This is a genomic window from Methanolobus sp. WCC5 (assembly GCF_045690325.1).
Lineage (GTDB): Archaea > Halobacteriota > Methanosarcinia > Methanosarcinales > Methanosarcinaceae > Methanolobus.
Genome location: NZ_CP146981.1, coordinates 2,483,666 through 2,503,334, shown reverse-complemented (window position 1 = coordinate 2,503,334; position 19,669 = coordinate 2,483,666). Strand labels below are relative to the sequence as shown.

Annotated in this window: 18 protein-coding genes; 4 read left to right on the top strand and 14 right to left on the bottom strand. The window is 45.5% G+C overall.

The annotated features are described in order from the left end of the window. Positions 1-6 precede the first annotated feature (6 nt). Genes V7O64_RS12145 through rpl3p form a run of 3 tightly spaced genes read right to left on the bottom strand, consistent with a single transcriptional unit; the run spans position 7 to position 2,032 of the window. The gene (locus tag V7O64_RS12145; RefSeq protein WP_407355642.1) at positions 7-255 is read right to left on the bottom strand and encodes a 50S ribosomal protein L23; all 249 of its coding nucleotides are present in this window, start codon (positions 253-255) and stop codon (positions 7-9) included. After that, a complete protein-coding gene (rpl4p, locus tag V7O64_RS12140; RefSeq protein WP_407355641.1) occupies positions 252-1,013 on the bottom strand; it encodes a 50S ribosomal protein L4 in 762 nt (253 codons plus the stop codon). Before rpl4p ends, V7O64_RS12145 begins: the two co-directional genes overlap by 4 nt. A gap of 5 nt (positions 1,014-1,018) precedes the next feature. Then, positions 1,019-2,032 carry a 50S ribosomal protein L3 gene (gene rpl3p / locus V7O64_RS12135; protein ID WP_407355640.1) on the bottom strand — a complete coding sequence of 338 codons (1,014 nt, stop codon included), beginning with the start codon at positions 2,030-2,032 and terminating at the stop codon, positions 1,019-1,021. A 787-nt stretch (positions 2,033-2,819) separates the two neighbouring features. Between rpl3p and galU the strand changes: the two genes are divergently transcribed. Next, positions 2,820-3,683 carry a UTP--glucose-1-phosphate uridylyltransferase GalU gene (gene galU / locus V7O64_RS12130; protein WP_407355639.1) on the top strand — a complete coding sequence of 288 codons (864 nt, stop codon included), beginning with the start codon at positions 2,820-2,822 and terminating at the stop codon, positions 3,681-3,683. A gap of 74 nt (positions 3,684-3,757) precedes the next feature. Here galU and V7O64_RS12125 read toward each other — a convergent pair whose 3' ends face one another. The 6 genes from V7O64_RS12125 to iorA all read right to left on the bottom strand — a co-directional run bounded on the left by V7O64_RS12125 (position 3,758) and on the right by iorA (position 8,978). After that, positions 3,758-4,009, bottom strand: coding sequence for a hypothetical protein (locus tag V7O64_RS12125; RefSeq protein ID WP_407355638.1), 252 nt, complete (start codon positions 4,007-4,009; stop codon positions 3,758-3,760). A 14-nt stretch (positions 4,010-4,023) separates the two neighbouring features. Continuing rightward, entirely contained in the window at positions 4,024-5,112 is a 1,089-nt protein-coding gene (locus tag V7O64_RS12120) for a PASTA domain-containing protein (RefSeq protein ID WP_407355637.1), read from the bottom strand. Positions 5,113-5,128: 16 nt separating this feature from the next. Beyond that, complete coding sequence (locus tag V7O64_RS12115) at positions 5,129-5,536, bottom strand: hypothetical protein (protein WP_407355636.1); 408 nt, start codon at positions 5,534-5,536, stop codon at positions 5,129-5,131. A gap of 103 nt (positions 5,537-5,639) precedes the next feature. Next, entirely contained in the window at positions 5,640-6,251 is a 612-nt protein-coding gene (locus V7O64_RS12110) for a hypothetical protein (RefSeq protein ID WP_407355635.1), read from the bottom strand. A 304-nt stretch (positions 6,252-6,555) separates the two neighbouring features. After that, the gene (locus V7O64_RS12105) at positions 6,556-7,152 is read right to left on the bottom strand and encodes an indolepyruvate oxidoreductase subunit beta (protein WP_407355634.1); all 597 of its coding nucleotides are present in this window, start codon (positions 7,150-7,152) and stop codon (positions 6,556-6,558) included. After that, the gene (iorA, locus tag V7O64_RS12100) at positions 7,149-8,978 is read right to left on the bottom strand and encodes an indolepyruvate ferredoxin oxidoreductase subunit alpha (RefSeq protein WP_407355633.1); all 1,830 of its coding nucleotides are present in this window, start codon (positions 8,976-8,978) and stop codon (positions 7,149-7,151) included. Before iorA ends, V7O64_RS12105 begins: the two co-directional genes overlap by 4 nt. Before the next feature lie 342 nt (positions 8,979-9,320). Here iorA and V7O64_RS12095 point away from each other — a divergent pair, with 342 nt between their 5' ends. The 3 genes from V7O64_RS12095 to cca are packed head-to-tail and all read left to right on the top strand — an operon-like array spanning position 9,321 to position 13,231. Continuing rightward, positions 9,321-10,673: a glutamate-5-semialdehyde dehydrogenase gene (locus tag V7O64_RS12095; RefSeq protein ID WP_407355632.1), complete on the top strand. Its 1,353-nt coding sequence runs from the start codon at positions 9,321-9,323 to the stop codon at positions 10,671-10,673. Positions 10,674-10,730: 57 nt separating this feature from the next. Continuing rightward, positions 10,731-11,855 (top strand): glutamate 5-kinase, encoded by a 1,125-nt coding sequence (gene proB, locus V7O64_RS12090; protein WP_407355631.1) that lies wholly within the window; start codon positions 10,731-10,733, stop codon positions 11,853-11,855. A gap of 29 nt (positions 11,856-11,884) precedes the next feature. Next, positions 11,885-13,231 carry a CCA tRNA nucleotidyltransferase gene (gene cca, locus V7O64_RS12085; protein ID WP_407355630.1) on the top strand — a complete coding sequence of 449 codons (1,347 nt, stop codon included), beginning with the start codon at positions 11,885-11,887 and terminating at the stop codon, positions 13,229-13,231. A gap of 123 nt (positions 13,232-13,354) precedes the next feature. On the opposite strand, the gene V7O64_RS12080 is transcribed toward cca, so the two are convergent. The 5 genes from V7O64_RS12080 to V7O64_RS12060 all read right to left on the bottom strand — a co-directional run bounded on the left by V7O64_RS12080 (position 13,355) and on the right by V7O64_RS12060 (position 19,560). Beyond that, positions 13,355-14,191 (bottom strand): DNA-3-methyladenine glycosylase family protein, encoded by an 837-nt coding sequence (locus V7O64_RS12080; RefSeq protein ID WP_407355629.1) that lies wholly within the window; start codon positions 14,189-14,191, stop codon positions 13,355-13,357. Position 14,192: 1 nt separating this feature from the next. Further along, positions 14,193-15,593 carry an ADP-dependent glucokinase/phosphofructokinase gene (locus V7O64_RS12075; RefSeq protein ID WP_407355628.1) on the bottom strand — a complete coding sequence of 467 codons (1,401 nt, stop codon included), beginning with the start codon at positions 15,591-15,593 and terminating at the stop codon, positions 14,193-14,195. 4 nt (positions 15,594-15,597) lie between these two features. Further along, positions 15,598-17,085, bottom strand: a complete 1,488-nt coding sequence (gene pfkC, locus V7O64_RS12070) for an ADP-specific phosphofructokinase (RefSeq protein WP_407355627.1) — start codon at positions 17,083-17,085, stop codon at positions 15,598-15,600. Positions 17,086-17,180: 95 nt separating this feature from the next. Next, on the bottom strand, positions 17,181-18,446 hold the full coding sequence (locus V7O64_RS12065; RefSeq protein WP_407355626.1) for a sensor histidine kinase: 1,266 nt from the start codon (positions 18,444-18,446) through the stop codon (positions 17,181-17,183). Beyond that, entirely contained in the window at positions 18,412-19,560 is a 1,149-nt protein-coding gene (locus V7O64_RS12060) for an FIST signal transduction protein (protein ID WP_407355625.1), read from the bottom strand. Before V7O64_RS12060 ends, V7O64_RS12065 begins: the two co-directional genes overlap by 35 nt. Between the last annotated feature and the right edge of the window lie 109 nt (positions 19,561-19,669).

The window sequence follows — 19,669 nt, the reverse complement described above, 5'->3', positions numbered from 1 at the left end:
TTCACCTCACATTAGACCTATCCGGGTCGCAATTTCATGAGCTGCTTCCGTACCTTCGAAAGTAACAACCGCCTTTTTCAGACCTTTCATCGTACTCATCGTACAGACTGATACCACGGGGAATCCGTACATTTTCATCACATCGGCCTTGATCTGCTTTTTGTTTGCACGGGAATCAACAATGAACTGAAGTTTATTGTCTTCAAGCAGCATCATTGCCTTTTCAGTTATAAAAGGATACTTTACAACGTTCATTCGAACATCCCTCCCAGAGAGGATATTGCAGATTCTGTCCAGACTGTTAATCTGCCTGCATGCGTTCCCGGAGCAAGGAGCTCAGCATTAAGAGTATCTACCGACACTACATCCACGCCTGCCAGGTTCCTTGCGGACCTCACCAGCGGGCTGTCACATGTTGCAACTATCAGCAGACTCTTCTTGTTCTTGAATCTTCTTCCACGAAGCTTACCCTTCCCTGCACGGATGTTCCTTCCATCCTTTGCACGGAGCACATCGTCATAGACACCTGCATTCTGCAGGAAGCTTACAACATCCTTTGTCTTCTCAATGTTTTCCAGTTCATCTGCAGCCACCAGTGGAAGCTGTGCATCGAACCTGTGTCCGCGAGCCTTTACAAGTCCTGCATCCGCAGTAGCTGCAATTGCAGAACGTATGGCCATACGCCTTTCTTTTTTGTTGACCTTTTCAGTCCTGTCAGCCTCTGGCTTTGGAGGATGTGCCCTTCTGCCGCCAACTGCCTGGGGAACCCTTGCTGCACGGCTTCCATTGACAATTCTGGGTATCTGTGCAACACCTCTTCCAGAACCCCATGATGCTGCAGATGTCTCCATACCTGCATACATTTTCGGACCATATGGCTGATACCTGTTCGCCTGGGCTGCAAGAACTGCCCTCTTAATAAGATCAGGCCTGTATACTTCATCAAAAACGCCAGGAAGCTCGATATCTCCCTTCACATTTCCTGATAGATCTATAATTTTTGCTGTAACCATTCAGTTCACCCCTGCTTGGACTGTGTGCTTACGTGAACGATCTGTGGTTCACCCATAGCAGGTACCTTTGATCTCATCGGGTCCCTGAGTCTTACAAGCCTCTTTGATGGTCCCGGGATGCTTCCTTTGATAAGGACATATTCTCCGCGTACAAGACCGTAGTTCAAGAAACCGCCTGCCGGAGTAATCTCCTCTCCGTCTGTGCCTACTTTCAGTATACGCTTGTTGTACTCGGTTCTCTGGTGGTAACCCATCTGACCCATCTGCGGGACCCTCCAGCTCACATGAGCAGGATGGAACGGACCAAGTGTACCGACCTGCCTGAGACTACCCTGACGTGAGTGCTTGTTCTTTGCCAGGTTGATACCCCATCTCTTAACAGGACCCTGAGTACCTTTTCCGGTAGTGATAGCTGCCACATCCACAAATGTGCCTTCATCAAAAACATCAGTGATCTTCACTTCCGAGCCAAGTATGGATTTAGCATACTCGAACTTTGCCTTTACATCAGAACCACTAACTGCTGTTTCCATTATATCGGAGTTCTTCTTCGGAACACCGGTCAGCTTCTTTGGTAACGTATAACTGATAACTTTTATATCCGTGACCTTGCCTTCATCGATCAGCCCCTCCATCTTTGCAAGAGCAGACTCTGTGTTTGATGTCTTTGGCAGTGTAATCGTCTTTCCAAGACCCTCATCAAGTTCTGCTGCCCAGGCTTCAGAAAGTGCTTTATCACCGTATGTCGAGCTGGTGTAGGCACGGACGGCAGCTACACGGACAGCAGGAGTCTCTACAACAGTTACCGGTACTGAGATCTCCATGCCTTCTGTGAGACTGTTCTTAGTGTCATCTATCATTACCACATGGGTCATACCTACCTTGTAACCTGCAAAGTCCTGGAGCTTTGGTTCTCCAGCTGCCTGAGGCCATGAGTTAAACCTTGGTATGTGGCTTTTTGCTCTTACGCGCGGACTGAAAGCGAGTGAACCTCGTCTTGGTCTGTGTCCTTTTGCCATTCTTATTCTCCTAATTTCACATTTACTTCTTGGGACCTATGCAAAACTGCAAGGCCATATTACGCGAGAAAGCCAGGCAGGAACCGCAGATGAGTATGAAGCGGACATGAGACGGCAGACTCCACGTACCCTTATGGTACGCATTCAACACCGAAGCTGTACATTCTTCCAGTCATCAACGAACTCCGTATACCCAAAGGCATTACTGAGTGGTCATCTCGAAAAGATCTAAACATCCCAGTATCTTAACACATTTCGTGTTAGCGGGCATTCGTGAAGAGGCCCGGTCATACTTCATGTTAAATCCGACTTTTTCGCACTGTAATCTTAATCCGGTCAGATATCCATATTCCAATGTAATCTAACGTTGCGCCATTAAAGGAATATATCGTATATAAAACCTTTGCAGGAATTTCATCAAAAGAACGATATGCAAGGCATCCCTGCAAGCATATTCAAGGACAATGAAACAATTGCACCATGGCATTGATCCTATAAGATAGTAATCCACCCTCCTCCACTTACTCCATCTTAAGCCATATAATAACTACCACAGCATCGATTTATAAAGCCACCCGGCTTGCAGGGAAACTTCTGGTATTTTAGTAGAAGATTATTAAAGTCATTGTACATATAATACAGGTCAATTAATGCAGGTTAATTCAGATCACATGTCGATTCAGGACATAACCGATAGAAAAATCAAAAATAAGAACAATAGAACAATGATCATTCAGCATACTAAAACAATCATGCGGTCAAACATAGTCTGAAGAGGGATGATGAAATGGAAATAAAAAAAGCAGTGATTCCTGTTGCCGGGATGGGGACCAGGTTCTTGCCGGCAACAAAATCCATGCCTAAAGAAATGTTACCTGTCATAGACAAACCCGTTATCCATTATGTAGTCGAAGAAGCCATAGCTTCAGGCATCGATGACATTATATTCATAACTGGAAGGAGCAAGAGGTCCATTGAAGACTACTTTGATGACTCTCCCGAACTTGAGAGCCACCTCAGACAGAAGAACAGTGACAAACTGCTGAAGATGGTACAGGATATCTCTTCCATGGTAGACATTCATTACATAAGGCAAAAGGAACCCAGAGGACTTGGCGACGCTATCCTCACCGCAAAGAAACACATTAATGACGAGCCCTTTGCCGTACTTCTTGGTGACGATATCATAGTAAATAAAACCCCCTGCACAAAACAATTGATAGATAATTTCCAGAAATATGGCCGTTCAACCATAGCAGTGGAAGAAGTCCCTCCTGAGAAGACAGGAAATTATGGAATAATCCAGGGAAAACCAATGGATGAATCACTTTACATACTGGAAGACATAATCGAGAAACCAGATCCAAAGGAGGCACCTTCTAACATAGGTGCCATCGGAAGATACGTATTCACACCCGAGATACTTGATTGTATAAAACAGACCACCGCAGGTGTTGGAAACGAGATACAGCTGACCGACGGAATTCGCCTTCTTAATAAAGAGCAGAAAATCTATGCGTACAGGTTCACAGGCAAAAGATATGACACCGGAGACAAGGTCGAATACGTAAAAGCCATCATAGATTTTGCTCTTGGAAATGAAGAGACAAAAAAAGAGATAATGGAACATATCAAAGACATAGGACTCTAAGAGATGTGCTAAACATTATTCTTTTTTATCTCTTTTTCTTCCGCAACAGGGTCCGGACGGTGACCACATACAAATCAAGGTAATTCAGAACTTTGTTTTACAACCTTCCGTACGGTCCTTCCCCTTAAATGGACACCCCCCACAAGAAGGACCCCCGGTTTCCTTCTTATGGAATCAACATGATCACTGTTAAAAGTAGCAATTATGCTTTTCTGCACAACCACATCTATACGGGCCCCGCAATTAACAAGAGCCTTAAGAATAGCCTCTACCTGGGAAGGGGTTGCTTTGTCTGCAACCCTTATCAAATGTGTTTCTACAGGCATGAAGACTGTTCCTTTCACTTTAACGGGGTTCGGGACGAAGATAACCTGATCGAAGGATTGGTCGAAGATATCCTTTTCAGGTCCTTCACAGCTCCTGCAATAACAGGACTGGGACCGGAAGTTTCCTTGCTCTTTCCTGAAACAGCGGCAAACTCTGTTTTAGAACCCGCCACCACAAGATCTACAGGTGTCCCTATATCCACAAATTCACCCGAAGCTACGGACTGACTGAGAACTGTCCCTGGCCGTGAAGCATCTGCCTGTTCTGTCACCTTGCCACAGACAAGCCTGCCAGCTTCCAGAACTTTCTTAGCAGCACCCAGGTCCATACCAACAAGATCAGGAACTGTAACCAATGTTATCCGGGATATGACCATATCAACAGCATCCCCCGGTTTTGCAACTGAGTTGCCTGAAGGTATCTGTGACAATACCGTTCCCTGCATAATTGTACTATCCTTTTCAATTACCTCACCCATGGCAAAACCTGCATTTTTCAACATAGATGCCGCAGTATCGATATCCAGCCCAATTATATCAGGCACATCTGCATAACCTGAAAAAACCGGTTCTTTGAGCGAGGGCTTTATTGTGAACTCGACCTGGCTCATGTTACCCGCAGGAATAACATCATCAGCTTTTGGAAGCTGGAAACGCAGTTCATTACCCTCCACGGCAATATTTGTCATGAGTCTGATGTTCATGGAACTGACACTGTAGCTCATCCTTGAAGAGTCTTCATTCATGCTCTTGTCCATCTGCTCAAGGGATTCGCGGAATGCCTTTACAAGATTTGAAGAAGAAAGTTGCGGCCTGGTGCGTGAAAGTTGCTCCAGTTTCCTCTCAGCCTCAGCCTTTTCTTTTAATATTTCCTGTACCCTGGAATTAAGAACGGAATAATCCTGTTCTAAGATCAGATTACGTTTTTTCAACTGCTCCAGTACATCTGTTTTCGCTGAAAGCTCCTTTTGGGTATCCACAAGCTCAGATTCAATATTTTCAATGTTCTTTAATATCAGATTATAGCTCTGATTCTTTAATGTTGCCGTTGTTGACTTATTAAAACGTTCAATGTTTTGCCTGAGTTCTTTAATGTCACTCATTCCACCCCTCCGGACATCACTTTTCCACATTCCTGTAAGACGGAGGAACCGATACTATTTTCGCTTTAAGGATGCTTGAGCCTTCCACAGCATAGGAATTCAGTGATTTGTACGAAGCATTCAAAGGTGCTGCATTCAAAACCCTTCTGTACCCTCTGACACGGTCCTTAGAATCCCTTTCTTCCTCATACCCCATTGAAAGGGCCATTTTAAGCTCAATGTCCACTTCAGGGATATGGTACCAGGTGGCTTCCAGACCATAGTCCTTGAGGGACTCTTCAGTTTCCAGTTCTATCTGAGTATCAATAGAATTACGATCAAGAGCCCTTTGAGTCTGCGCAATGGACTTGCCCATCTCACCCAATATGGTTGACAGAGGACTCACAAGTACCTCTTCTATAGCCTCACTATCTTTGGATGACAAAGTAGATACCTCCTTCAATTTGAATCTAAAAATGGATTATCAATGCAGAAAAGCTGCATTGATCCGCTGCATAGAACCATATTTACCTTGCTGAGAATTGATCTTACTGAGAGGAAGCCTCTTTGACCCTGACCGTTGGAATGGCCCTCTCCGGAGGAGGTACAGGTCTAAGCGTTGTGCGCAACAGGCTGGTACCCTCTTCACTGAAGGTGTACTTGGACTTGTATGTTGCATTATAGGTAGAAGTATATGCAACGTTTGTTGTATTCTCGGCACTGACCTTGGCCTTGCCAAACAGAAGACCTGCAAGACCACCCGACTTGTAGCTTCCGCTTATCTTTGACTGGTTGGTGAACTTGAACTCACGTCCGTACTTCTTTTCCGTGGAATGCTCCATCTTCATAGAAATGGTCATCTTGACCTCGATAATAGATTCGGTGAACTCATAGAAACGTGGCTCAAGACCATATGTCAATAAGGACATGGGTTTGTCATTGGTAACCACATTCGTTGCAGTGATGTTGCCATCATCATCAACGGTTTCCTCTATATAGAGAATTACACTCCCGGCTTCAAGTTCTGTTCCTGCAAGGGCCTGCGCGACATTTATCGAATTGATGTCAAGAGCAGTTTGTCCCTCTGCAATGGCAAATGCCATTTCTTTGATCATGTCCCCGAATGGAACATCCAGTAGTTTCTGACCTACAGATACCATGAAATCCCTCCAAAATTTTAGGTGCTATATAATATGCACGTATATAATTTAAAGACTTTGCTAAAATTAACATTTAAAATATAAAAAAGAGACCTGAGTGTGCCTGCACACATCAAAACAGAAAAGACAATACATCTGAAATCAAATACATGACATCAGAACAACAAATAATAAAACCGATAATAAAAAAGGAGATCAGAATGAAGATAACACACATGTATCATGCAATGATGGCAGGATTGAAAAATAACCGGGACAAAAAAAGTCCCAGGCAATTGGTTCGTTTATTAATTCATCCATTCATTTATTCATTCATTGCCGCCCTTCCCAGCTCAAATGCCCTGACATTGATATCTGTGGTCTTTGGAGGCACAAGTTCCCTGACGCATTCCAGCATTATATCAGCAGATAACGGCAGGTAATTGGAGACCGCACCGACCATGACAACATTCATTGCCTGTATGTTGCCTGCCTCCTTTGCAAGACCTGTGGCATTGAAGGCTTTTACTTCATGGCCACGACCAAGGTTCTCAATGATAGCATTGACATCAGGATAGCTGCAAAGGCCAGATGTAACAGTTACAGGGAGTATCGGGTCAGTGTTGACTATGACTATACCGTCATCGGAAAGATACTCAAGATATCTCAATGCCTCACTTGGCTCAAGGGCAAGCAGAACATCAGCACCTTTACGTGGGATCATGGAACCAAATTCACATCCAAGTCTTACGTGGTTAACAACTGAACCGCCGCGCTGTGCCATACCATGAGTCTCTGCTGCACGCACCGGCATATTCTCCTTTACAGCCGTCCTGCCGATGATGTCGGATGCAAGGATGGTACCCTGCCCGCCGACACCGGCTATGACAAGGTCGAATCGGGATACTCCTGAACTATTCATATGTTCACCTCCGAGATGGCATCGAACTTGCAAAGGCGGGCGCACACACTGCAGCCTGTGCACATTGCATTGATAGATGCCTTTTTGGACTTTGTGTCAAATTCGATCGCCGGACAGCCAAGGTTCACGCATATCCTGCATCCGGTGCAGGCCTCAGGATCGATTATGAATGGTCTTCTGCGAATACCGGAACGCTTTGCATCAATAACACATAGCTGCTCTGTTATTACAACCGATGTTCCCTTGTAGCTCTTTGCCCTTTTGAAGACCTCTTCTGTCCTTTCAAGATCATATGGGTCAACAGTTTCAACAAACTCAGCACCCAGACCCCTGCACAGATCCTCCAGGCAAACTTCCACGGTCTCCTCACCTGTTGCCATTTTCCCCATTCCGGGGTTGGGCTGATGCCCGGTCATTGCAGTGGTACGGTTGTCCACGATGGTCACTGTTATGTCTGCCTTATTATAGATAGCATTGAGCAGGCCGTTCATGCCTGTGTGGAAGAATGTGGAATCACCTATGGAGCAGCATATAGGCCTTTTCTCTCCTGCCTGGTAGATCCCGCTTGCAACAGTTATACTTCCACCCATGCAGAGCGTAGTGTCAACGGTACCGCTCTGGATACCCAGGGTGTAACAGCCAATATCACTTGGGAAGATGGCGTTCTTCCCATAAACCTTTTTCATGACATGGAAGGTAGCCCTGTGGGAGCACCCCGGACACATGACAGGAGGACGCATCGGAAGCTCCAGCCTGCAGGCATTGTAGTCGAAATCCTCAGTGACCTCAGAAGGTACGACCGGTCTTTCAAGACCCAGGACCTCTGCAAGAACATCTGCACAGATATCTGTGTTAAGTTCGAATATCCTTGGCACCGGACCCTGCATCTTACCAATTATCTCAACAGCAGAACCCAGTTCCTGTGCTATTAGCCGGACCTGTTCTTCTACAACAGGCTCCATTTCCTCAAAAATGATCAGACGCTCACAGTTCTCCATGATGGTGCGTATCTTGTTCACGGGAACAGGATAGGTGCCTATTTTGAGGAACGATGCATTGACATCCTGCCTGATAACAGCTTCCCTGGCATATACCGAGGCAATTCCTGATGTAATGACACCGACCTTTGCACCTTCTTTGATCTCCAGTTCGTTCCAAGGGGAGTTCTCAAGTTCCTCGAGGATATCCTGCTGGATCCCAAGCAGATGAACGTGCCGGACCCTGGCATTTTTGGGGATCATGACCCATCTTTCAAGGTCTTTCTGAAAGTCTGCAACGGGCATCTCCGGGGTAACCGGTCCAAGTTCCACGTCTGATTTGCCATGGGATATGCGCGTAGTGGGCCTGAAGATCACAGGCATCTGCAGCTTGTTGGATATTCCAAACGCATAGGGTAGCATGTCCTTTGCTTCCTGGGGGGTACAGGGATCCAGACATGGGATGAGTGAGAACTGTGAGTAACGGCGGGTGTCCTGCTCGTTCTGGGAGGAATGACAGGACGGGTCGTCTGCAACGATTATCACCATGCTGCCTTTGACACCGGTATATGCAAGGGTCATGAGAGGGTCAGCTGCAACATTAAGACCCACGTGTTTCATAGTGACAACCGAGCGCACACCGGCCATTGCCGCACCGGCTGCAACCTCAAGGGCAACCTTCTCATTGACCGACCATTCTACGTAAAAATCCCTTTCTTTCATCGATGCCAGTGTACCGATTATCTCAGATGACGGAGTCCCCGGATAACCGGATATGACCTGACCGCCACCTTCAACGATACCGCGTGCTATTGCAACGTTTCCCAGCATATACTCGCGTGTGCTCATGATAATCTCCTGCCAGCCTATACTTAATGATTATTGATAAAGATATCTAAGAAAAACATAATCGTGTTACTATGTGACAGGGAGACTATGATGATTAGGTCTATGGATTAATTGCGCCAATGTTAAGCTGCCTTACTTAGAATGAAGTAGGGTGTTTTAAGTAAAGGTTCCTTTACTTAGAAACCATGGAAAAATCCAAGCAAAGGGTCCTTAAATTAAATCCTGGGCCTTGGTAATCATAATCGACAAATATAAAACCAAAGAACTATTTGCAATATCTCTATATCAGATATAGCTCAATACTTACATCACTCTTTTAATAGAACCCAGGGTGGTTTATTCATGGTCATGGAAATTGAAGAAAAGGTCATTGAGGCAAAGAAGGCATCTATCATCCTTGCAAGTGTGAACACTGAAAGCAAGAATGCAGCCCTTGAAGCAATGGCACAGGCGCTTGATAATAATCGTGAGAAGATACTTGAGGCAAACCGAAAGGACGTTGAGACAGCTGAGAAGCTTAAAAGGAAAGGGGAGCTATCCCAGGCTCTTGTTGACAGGCTCAAGGTAAGTGACAGCAAGATAAGTGGAATGATAGACGGCATTCGTGATGTCATCAGCCTGAAGGACCCGGTGGGTGAGACAATTGATGCGCTGGAGCTTGACCAGGGACTTGAGCTTTACCAGGTAAGCTGCCCTATTGGACTCATAGGTGTTATATTCGAAGCACGTCCGGATGTGGTCCCACAGGTCATGTCCTTATGTCTTAAAAGCGGGAATGCCACAATATTCAAAGGTGGAAGTGAGGCACTCAACTCAAACCGTGTCATCTTCGATCTCCTGAACCAGGCTGCAGAAACCATAAAGGTCATGCCATCAGGGGCATTCCAGTTAATGGAAACAAGAGAAGAGGTCAACGACATCCTGCGTCTGGACACATACATCGACCTGCTCATTCCAAGAGGATCGAACGCATTTGTAAAATACATACAGGACAACACAAAGATACCTGTCCTGGGCCACTCTGACGGTATCTGTCACGTGTATGTTGATGAAGAGGCTGACCTCTCAAAAGCATATGCCGTATGTTTTGACTCAAAGGTCCAGTATCCGGCTGTATGCAACGCAATGGAGACGCTGCTCATCAACGCAAGTATAGCCGATAGATTCCTGCCAAAGATGGCAAGGATGTACGACGAAGCCGGAGTGGAGATGAGATGTGACAACAGTTCATTTAAGATACTGGAACAGATAGACTTCATCAAAAGTGTTGGCAGAGTCACTGATGATGACTGGAGGACAGAGTATAACGATCTTATACTTTCCATAAAGATAGTGGACTCAATTGAAGAGGCCATTGAGCACATAAACACCTATGGTTCCCATCACACAGACTGTATCATCACGGAGAACGACATGAAAAAAAAGAGATTCACCGACCTTGTGGACTCCTCCAGTGTCATGCTCAACGCATCAACAAGATTTGCTGACGGTTTCCGTTATGGTAAAGGTGCAGAAGTAGGCATCAGTACCAACAAGATACATGCGCGTGGTCCTGTAGGCATGGAAGGTCTGCTCATCTACAAGTATATACTTGTGGGCAACGGCGATAAGGTTGCAGACTATGCAGGGTCCGGGGCAAAGAAATACACTCACCGAAGGCTCAATAAAAAAGCCTCTGATGCTCTTGGAAAATAACATGCAGGACAGCACATATAAAGGATAAAATAGAAAACACAGACAGGAGCATCACTTTTGAATGACAGGAAAGAGCTCTTCAAAGATGTGAACAGGATAGTCATAAAGATAGGTACCTCATCCATCAACACTGAAGACGGTAAGCTCAACCGCCAGTTCATGGACAATATCGCTGCACAGGTGGCCCGGCTGCATGAAATGGGGAAAAAGGTAATACTGGTAAGTTCCGGTGCAATCGGTATTGGTATAGATATACTGGACTTTGACAGCAGACCCAAGGAAATACCCGTCAGGCAGGCATGTGCCGCTGTTGGCCAGGGTGTGCTCATGCAGGAATGGAGCAATTCCTTTGCAAAACACGAGCTCAAAGTAGCCCAGATACTACTTACATATCAATCATTCTCCAACAGGCTGACCTACCTCAACCTCAGGAACAGCATATCCACCCTGCTGAGCTACGGTGTTATACCCATTATCAATGAGAATGACAGCACCTGTGTTAATGGGATAGAGGCCACATTCGGTGACAACGATAAACTTTCGGCAATGGTCGCCAGCAAAATGGAAGCCGACCTGCTGATCATCCTTTCCGATATTGACGGGCTTTATAACAAGAACCCAAAACGTAACCATGATGCCACACTTCTGAGTCTTGTAGAGGAGATCACTCCTGAAATAGAAAGCTTTGGGGGCAATCCCACAAGCATGAAAGGGGTTGGCGGTATGAGAACAAAGATCGAAGCTGCCAGGATATGCCATATGTCAGGATGTTATCTTATAATCGCCAACAGCAATACCGAGAACGTTGTAACGAAGGTACTGTCCGGGGAAGACATAGGAACACTGTTCCTTGCAAACAGGGAAGTCCACAAGAACCGTATACGCTGGATACTGCTCTCAAGGTCATGCGGCTCCATCGAGGTGGATGGCGGCGCAAGGGATGCCATACTCAGTAGCATGAGCCTGTTGCCATCAGGAGTTGTGGCCGTGAATGGTAAGTTTGACAGAGGCGAGATAGTCGAGATACTCTGTGAGGGCAAAGTATTTGCAAAAGGTATTACAGACTACACGTCAGATGAGATCGAAAAGGTCAAAGGCCAGCACACCGATATGATAGCTGACATCCTTGGTTATAAGAACTATAACCATGTCATAAAGAAAGAGAACATTGGTATCTGTTGACAGTGATCAATACCGGGCTGAGATAGAAGATGACACTAGAAGAGCAGGTACTTGAGAAGATAAAACCCAGTCCGCAGGAAAAGAGGGAACTGGAGCTAATTGCTGCAGAATTGCTTGCAAAGGTAAGTGCTGCAGCAAAGGAACTGGGAACTTGCGGAGTTACCCCAAAACTGGTAGGTTCTGCGGCAAGGAACACTTGGATATCCGGCACCCACGATCTTGATGTCTTCATCTCGTTCCCGGCACAGACCAGCCGTGAAGAACTGGAAAGAAATGGCCTTCTCATTGCCCGGGAAATTGCAAAGGATGGACAGAACATAGAGGAGAGATATGCAGAACATCCGTATCTCAACATGCAGTATAAGGGCTTTGATGTTGACATAGTACCCTGTTTTGCCGTGGATTCCGCATCATGCATCATATCTGCAGTTGACAGGACCCCATTCCATAACGAATTTGTAAAGATGAGCATCCCTGGTCGTGAAGACGAGGTGCTTATAATGAAACAGTTCATGAAAGGTACCGGCACCTACGGTTCTGAACTTCGTACCCAGGGATTCTCCGGTTATCTCACAGAACTTCTCATCATTCATTATGGTTCCTTCAGGAACACCATAATAAGTGCCTGCAACTGGAAACCGGGACTCACCATCGACATGATGGAACATGGGATAGTTAAACATCACGACCCTCTTGTTGTAATTGACCCCACTGATCCGAAAAGGAACGTAGCTGCAGCACTTTCCCTGAACCAGTTCGCAAAGTTCATCGATGCCTGCAGGGAATATACAGATGAGCCCACCGAAGAGTTCTTCTTTCCTGAAAAGAAAAAGCCCATGTCAGATAGCGAGCTTATAAGTATGATGCATGCAAGAGGAAGTTCCTTTGTTGCCATAGTCTTCAAGGCACCGGATCTTGTCGATGACATACTTTACCCTCAACTGCATAAAATGGAACACTCCATCCGTTCATTGTTCGAAGATCATGAATTCCGTGTCCTTAACTCAGGCTACTGGTCAAAGGAAAATGCTTTGATCATGATAGAACTTGTATGCTCGCAACTACCCTTTGTAAAAAAACACAGGGGACCTCCTGTATGGGTCAGTGAGCACGCCAGAGGTTTCAAGGAAAAATACAAGCAATCGGAAGAACTGTTCGCAATGTACATAGAAGATGGATTCTACGTTGCCGACATCAGGCGAAAGACCACAACTGCAAAACAACTCCTCATAAAAAGAATAGGAACATGCTCTCTTGGAAAACACATTGGAAAAGCAGTGGCAAAAGATTTTGAAGTCCTTGAAGATGAAGAGATTATAAGGATAAGAGACCCTGATTTCAGGACATTCCTTAGAAAATGGGAGCAGGGAAAATAACAAATGTGGCAGCTTTCAGATTGCTTATAATCAGTAATAATTCATAATGATTTGTAATGCTCAATAATGACCAGTAATGACCGGTAATAAACGAAGTAAATATAACTTCCTTTTTCCGGGAACTCAGATCCCTTCAAGCCTTTTCTGATAGAAGAAATATTGTTGTGCATAGCCACAGTAGTGTCCGAAATACATGCGCCCCCAGCTGCCTATCTTGTTCTTTGTGGCTTTCCCGTTGAAGAAATCATGATGGCCGTAAATGGTCCTGACTACTTTTTCCACATGGGTGTCCACGGGGAAGGCCTCCATTTTTCCGAATGCGAAAAGGAGGATGCAGTCTGCAACCTTTTCACCGATACCTTCAAGGAACATAAGCCTCTGTTTTGCAGCTTCATAGTCAAGCTTGAAGATATCCCCCAGGACAAGACTTCCCTCTTCAACATGCCTTGCTGCCTTTATCACCCGGCCGGAGCGAAAACCAAGTTTGCATCCCCGCAGGTCGTCATCACATGCATGGACAAGTGAGCAGGGATCAGGAAAACTGTAGTAACCTTCCCCGATATCCTTACCATAGGTACTGCACATAGTGGAAATGCCTCTCTTGATATTGGGGATGCTCCATGCGGTTGCAAGCAGATAGGAAATCAGACACTCCCATGGGTCCTGCCTTATGAGACGAAGACCTCTGTATTTTCTTATGGCTTCGTCCATGAACTCATCCTTATTGACCTCATGCAGGATGGCATCAAGATCATCGTCAAAACGGAAATAATGCTCAAAGAAATCCGCTGGCAGCCTGGAATCCACAAGAATCTCACCGCTTTTATGATCCTGCTGCAGGCGTGCTAGCTGGCCGTTTACAACCCCGGTCCACCAGCCATCAACGTAGTCCCAGCGGAATACCTGGCCGCAGTCAAGGGTGAAGTCCAGGCTGAAATTCTCAGAGAAAATGGTATACATGTCATGGAAGGAGTTCAAGCTCCCTTAAAAAAATGGCGGCTGATATAGTATCCCCGAGTCCCACAGTGGACACCGGCTCATCACATATGCGGGTCGGGATAATTGTCACCTGGAAGGACATGTGCAACCCGCATACCTGACTGCAGGTCCACTTCTTTTCCATATGCCTTGCAAGTTTTGAGCATGCAGATAGCCCGTACTCACTTTCCTTTATCGCCGAAGCTATGCCCAGCATGGTATCCCTGTCAGCAAGTTTGCCGGAGCATGCAAAAGCCGCCGCGCACTTTAAGCCAAAATCAATAGCCTCTATGATCTTTTCCGGCTCTTCATCCTTTTTGCATGACACAGAAAGTATGAATTCCCTTGTATGCACAAGCATCCTGCACAGACCATAGGCACTGCACAGTTCTATGGCTGTTTCTGCAATCGCCACCGGGTCCATTGCAAGGATAGCCCCTGCATCCATACCATTGATACGTGCAAGCATTGCAAGTTCATCTTCATTCATTCCGATTCTATCCACCACCGGAGAAAGGATTGAAAAAGCATAGGATGCTATGTTGCCGGAAGAGAAATGTCCGAACTCTACGTGGATGTGAAGGTCCTCTCTTATGTTTTTCCAGCTTTTGAGCTGTTCCAGGGACTGACCCAGCTTTTCTTTATAACCATAATGCTTGTGACCGGGTTCATCGGACCCATTCTCATTTCCATGTCCCTGGATTTCATTTTCCTGTAACAGATGATAACCGGAAACTATTGCACCGTTCATTTCAGATGCATGCTGATGGGCGTAATCCCGGAAATGCTGGTCAATGCAGAGACTGAAGTTAAGAGGATCATACGTTGCAATGAACCTGTTCTCCCTGGGAGCTGTGATGTCCTCACCATGGAGTCTGAGGGTCTCCCCTTTTTTGAAATCGAATACAAAATGGATAAGTTCGGGACTCTTGTTTGCAGCCGGCAGTACATTGGATATTGCCCTGCTGTCATAGAGTTTTCCTTTAAAGGGATGAAAAATGGCCTTTTGAGAGAAAAAGGACGCCTGTAACCTTGAGAGATTGGCAACATTCGGTATCACCCGGGATGCACCAAGTTCAGACAGGACATTTGCCATTATGCCCATGTTGCCGCCCATCCTCATTAATGAATCCGCGAGAAATGTCTCTTTCAGCCAATCAAAGACTGCGATATCACTGATCATCCATTCGGCACCGGTTCCGTGCTGCATGCATGTAACAAGCCCTGCAAAAAAATCTGCTCTTGAAGATATAGCAGCTGGAAGATTTTTTAATCTTTCATGGACTGCGTCCCCTGTCTGGCCCTCCAGCAGCCGGGAAAGTCTTTTGCCATCAATATGGGATATCGAGTCTATGTTAGCGTTGTAGGCACAGAGGATATTCATCCTGTTACTCCGGCATCCTGCATATGTTCATTTTGGGCATTTTGGCAAGCAGTGCAACAAAAGCACCTGCAGATATGGCATCACCTATTCCGACCGTTGCCACGGGCTCCTTTACCACCTTGCTAGGGATTATTATGAGGTCATGACCATCGGCACTGATGCAGCCATCCTCGAAATCTTCGGCAGTACAGACACCCCTTCTCACAAGATATCGTTCCAGTTCTATGAGATCATCATGTCCCTGGCCGTAGACGGGTACAGCCAGGCCAGCAGAAACATCATCAAGACTCTTGATTGAACCGAGGCTTGCCTGTGTTGCTGCCAGGGCCGAGGAGAAGAGGAGCGCCTGCCTGTGTGCATCCGCATCAAGAGGATGGTCCTTTGATACCACACAGATGTAGTAACCAAGGGAATGGATATGTACCCTTTGAAGTTCAAGTTCCCTGAGAAGCCTTACAGCGCCTTCATAAAGGGATACAATGCTGTTCTCTCCTTTATTGATGACAGAATATGCCAGTTCTTCATAACCAAGTACGTTCAGGGCATTTGCAACTTCCACAGTATCAAGACCAAGGGAAGTTACATGCTTTTTCACTATATCTGTCAGTATGGCCTTACGTATGACCTTGTTCTGTATGGATGTGAACTCCACATGTATGCGCATCTGTGGATTGCAACCCTTAAGACGCTGTATGACATTGACAGCCCTCTGCACATAATCCTTATAGGTACTTCCATCCTGGTATTCCTCTTTTATCATCTGGTAGCCGGCAAGTATGGCGCCATCTATGCTTTCCCTGATATCTGACAGATGTTCATACATCTCAGCTGCCATGTCTATATGGATCCAGTCAGGCCTGGAGGATACTATAAGACGATTATCCCTGGGAACCTCATATTCTTCTCCAGCACAGCTGAATTTCATACCCCTTAGGAATTCTATTATCCAGTTTATCTTGGGTTTTTGCTGTGGATCGAATGCTTCCTTTGGATGTTTCAGTACAAGTTTCCCATTTTCCATGACAGGATGCCTGAGATAGGGAGAGTCTGCAAAATACTCCGCCTGCTCCCTTGAGAGCCAGGGTACGTATGTTATGACGTTCTTCACTCCAAGATTTGCCAGGAGATTGGATATGATGCCCGCCTGCCCTCCCATCCTTGCGGAGTCAAAGACGAGATTGTCCATCAGCCACTCATGAATGTCATTGCTATATGTGGGCACCTCCGCAGCTTTCCCATCCCGCATGGCAATGATAAGTCTGGCCATTAGATCAACCGGATCTTTGATCTCCCTGGGATACAGGGCTATCCGTTCATGTACCCTCTCACATCCCAGAATACCTATGAGCTTTTTTATTTCATCCTCCCTGATATGTTTCATGGCATCAACATTACTGTTATAGGCCACAAAGACTCCCTGCACGTTCAAAAGCTGCTCCTGCACATTTGAAACTGCTTCTGTATAGCGTTTCTCCCAATCGGCAATGTCCATTGTTTCACCCGGTGAATAGCAATTATGTAAGGAATTTATTTATAATGATTGGATACATTCTTCTTGCATCAGCATAACTGAGATCTTATAACATCCTAAGCCGGATTAACCGGCAAGGATAATGTGAAAGTACTGCCTTTGCCCACTTCACTTTTCACGGAAACTGCTCCACCATGTATCTCTGTCAGTTTTTTTACCAGATACAATCCAAGACCTGTGCCACCATATCTGCGGTCAAGGGAAGAATCAAGTTGTTTGAAAGGCTTGAAAATCTCCTGCTGATCGGCCGCTGAGATACCAATACCATTATCGTTTATTAGAACTCTGACCATGCCATCATCTTCATATGAAGAAACATCTACAGTTCCACCTTCGTGTGAGAATTTGACAGCATTTCCAATAAGGTTAAGAAGTATCTGTTTTAGCTTGTCAGGGTCAGCCTCCAGGAAGGTATCGTTAGCGCATGAAATCGTTACAGACACGTTCTTTTTTGAAGATATGGGCTTCAGTGTCATTGCAATATCTTCAAGCATTGCCATCACAGACAATTGCACACAATTAAGCGTCATCTCATCAGCCTCTATCTTTGACAGATCAAGGATGTCATTGATTATAGACAGAAGATGTTTGCCACTTTTTGAGATATTACCAATATATCTGATCTGTTTGTTATTAAGCTCACCTGAAAGTCCCTCAAGCAATGCATCTGAAAATCCTATTATGGAGTTAAGAGGGGTGCGTAGTTCGTGGCTCATCGTGGCAAGAAACTCGTTTTTTGCACGATTCATGGATTCTGCGTTCATCCTGGCCTCATAAGCCTTGTTCTTCTCTTCTGCCTCCCAGAGGGCCCTTTTGTGAAGGAGGCTGGCTTCGAGCGAGAAAGCAAATTTGGATATGACTTCGTCCAGCTGGTTAGCAACATTAACAGGGTCTTTGAGTTCGTTGAGCCAGTGAAGTTCCAATATCCCAAAGCAATTCAGAGGATAGACGATACAGGTGCCTTTTTTGAGATCACCCGCTTTGAGAAGGGGCGGGTTTAATGCACAATCGCCTGCATCCCGGACCAGATAACCTTTGGAAGGAATATCGGAAAAAAGAGGATGGGTCTTTGCGATCTTTCTCTGTGTTATGTAGTATTCGGGGTTTGCATATACCAGGGAAGCCGTGTCCTCATCGCGCAAATACATGTATTCATCTTTAATCCAGACAGAGACATAAGTGACCCTCTTCCTTGACATCAGCTTTTTCAGGAACCTGTCACAATTCTCCTGAACATCCAGTGAATTGCCGGTTGACAGAGACAGTTCATAGAGAACGGATACCTGGTTAAATATCTCTGCGTATTCTGTGTTTTGGTCCATTGAATACCCCTATGACCATCGTCTTATTGAAGAACTCCAGTATACCCTCTCCCCTTGAAGCTATCTCTCCGATAGAGAGAGCGCCTTCAGGGACAACATGAATCTGCCCGGAAACCAGGCTTTTGGCAATAACACTGAGTTCCTCATTGATATCCTCTTTGAGGAACATTGTCCTGGCAATGCAATCCATGACAATGCAGCGGTCTACATCCTTTATACCTGCTGCCAGACAATCCTCCACTGCCTGCTCAGCAGCTTTGATAAGCAAAGCGTCCTCCCCTTTCATGATATTAAGAACCGCATTCTCCGGAACCTCTCCGGCACAGATGAGCTCTCCTTGATCATTCACTTTAAGGGCGTCACGCACAATATCCTCTTCGTCCTCACAAACTATCCCAAAGGCATAATCGACAGATATCTCAAAGAAATTGTCATGGACTAACTGTCTTCCTGAGTCTCTTTCCACAGCTTCGCGGAATACTTCAAAGGCATTCTTCCAGTTAAGTTCTTTTATGGTATTGCCATCGGTCTTTGTTGCGACCAGAGGCCCCATGAACCTGTTCCATCCATGGCGTACACCAATACTGCTTTGAACATCAAGGAAAGCGATGATAGCACTGTCCTTGAAGAAACCATCGGGGTTAAAGATGCAGGGTTGCTCTTCAAAGGAAAGGGAACCAGCACCTCCTCCCAGATAATTGATAGAGCCTGCAAACATATTAAAGACAGAAGAAAGGAAGGGAACTATCGTATGGGAGAGACCATCCACAATAATAAAGGCTGTTGGAGAGTCTTCATATGATCTGATGCCCGGCATCAGCTGATCTTCCAGACAGTTTATGGGATTACTGATGCTTCGGACCAATACCGGCCTTTGCTTGACAGGAAGTGACTGAACTATTGCTCCTGAATGGAATTTTTCTGAACCATATATCAATCCGGGGAATATAGCACCAAAAAAGTCTATCTTCCTGTGGTTAAGCTCCTTTATAAGGGAGTCAACATCAGGTAAATGTTTATCAGCAAGCATTATAAGGACAGTCTCATTCTCCCGGGTACCGAGAGATTCTATGCTATCGATTATCTCTTGCACATCTGAGGCAGGTATATACATTCAATCACCATGGCATGTTTTGTTATTAAGAGAAGTGGTGGCTCTACACAGTATATTTTGTGACGAGGGATTTGTCCATAATAATATACATATAGATTGTATATAATTT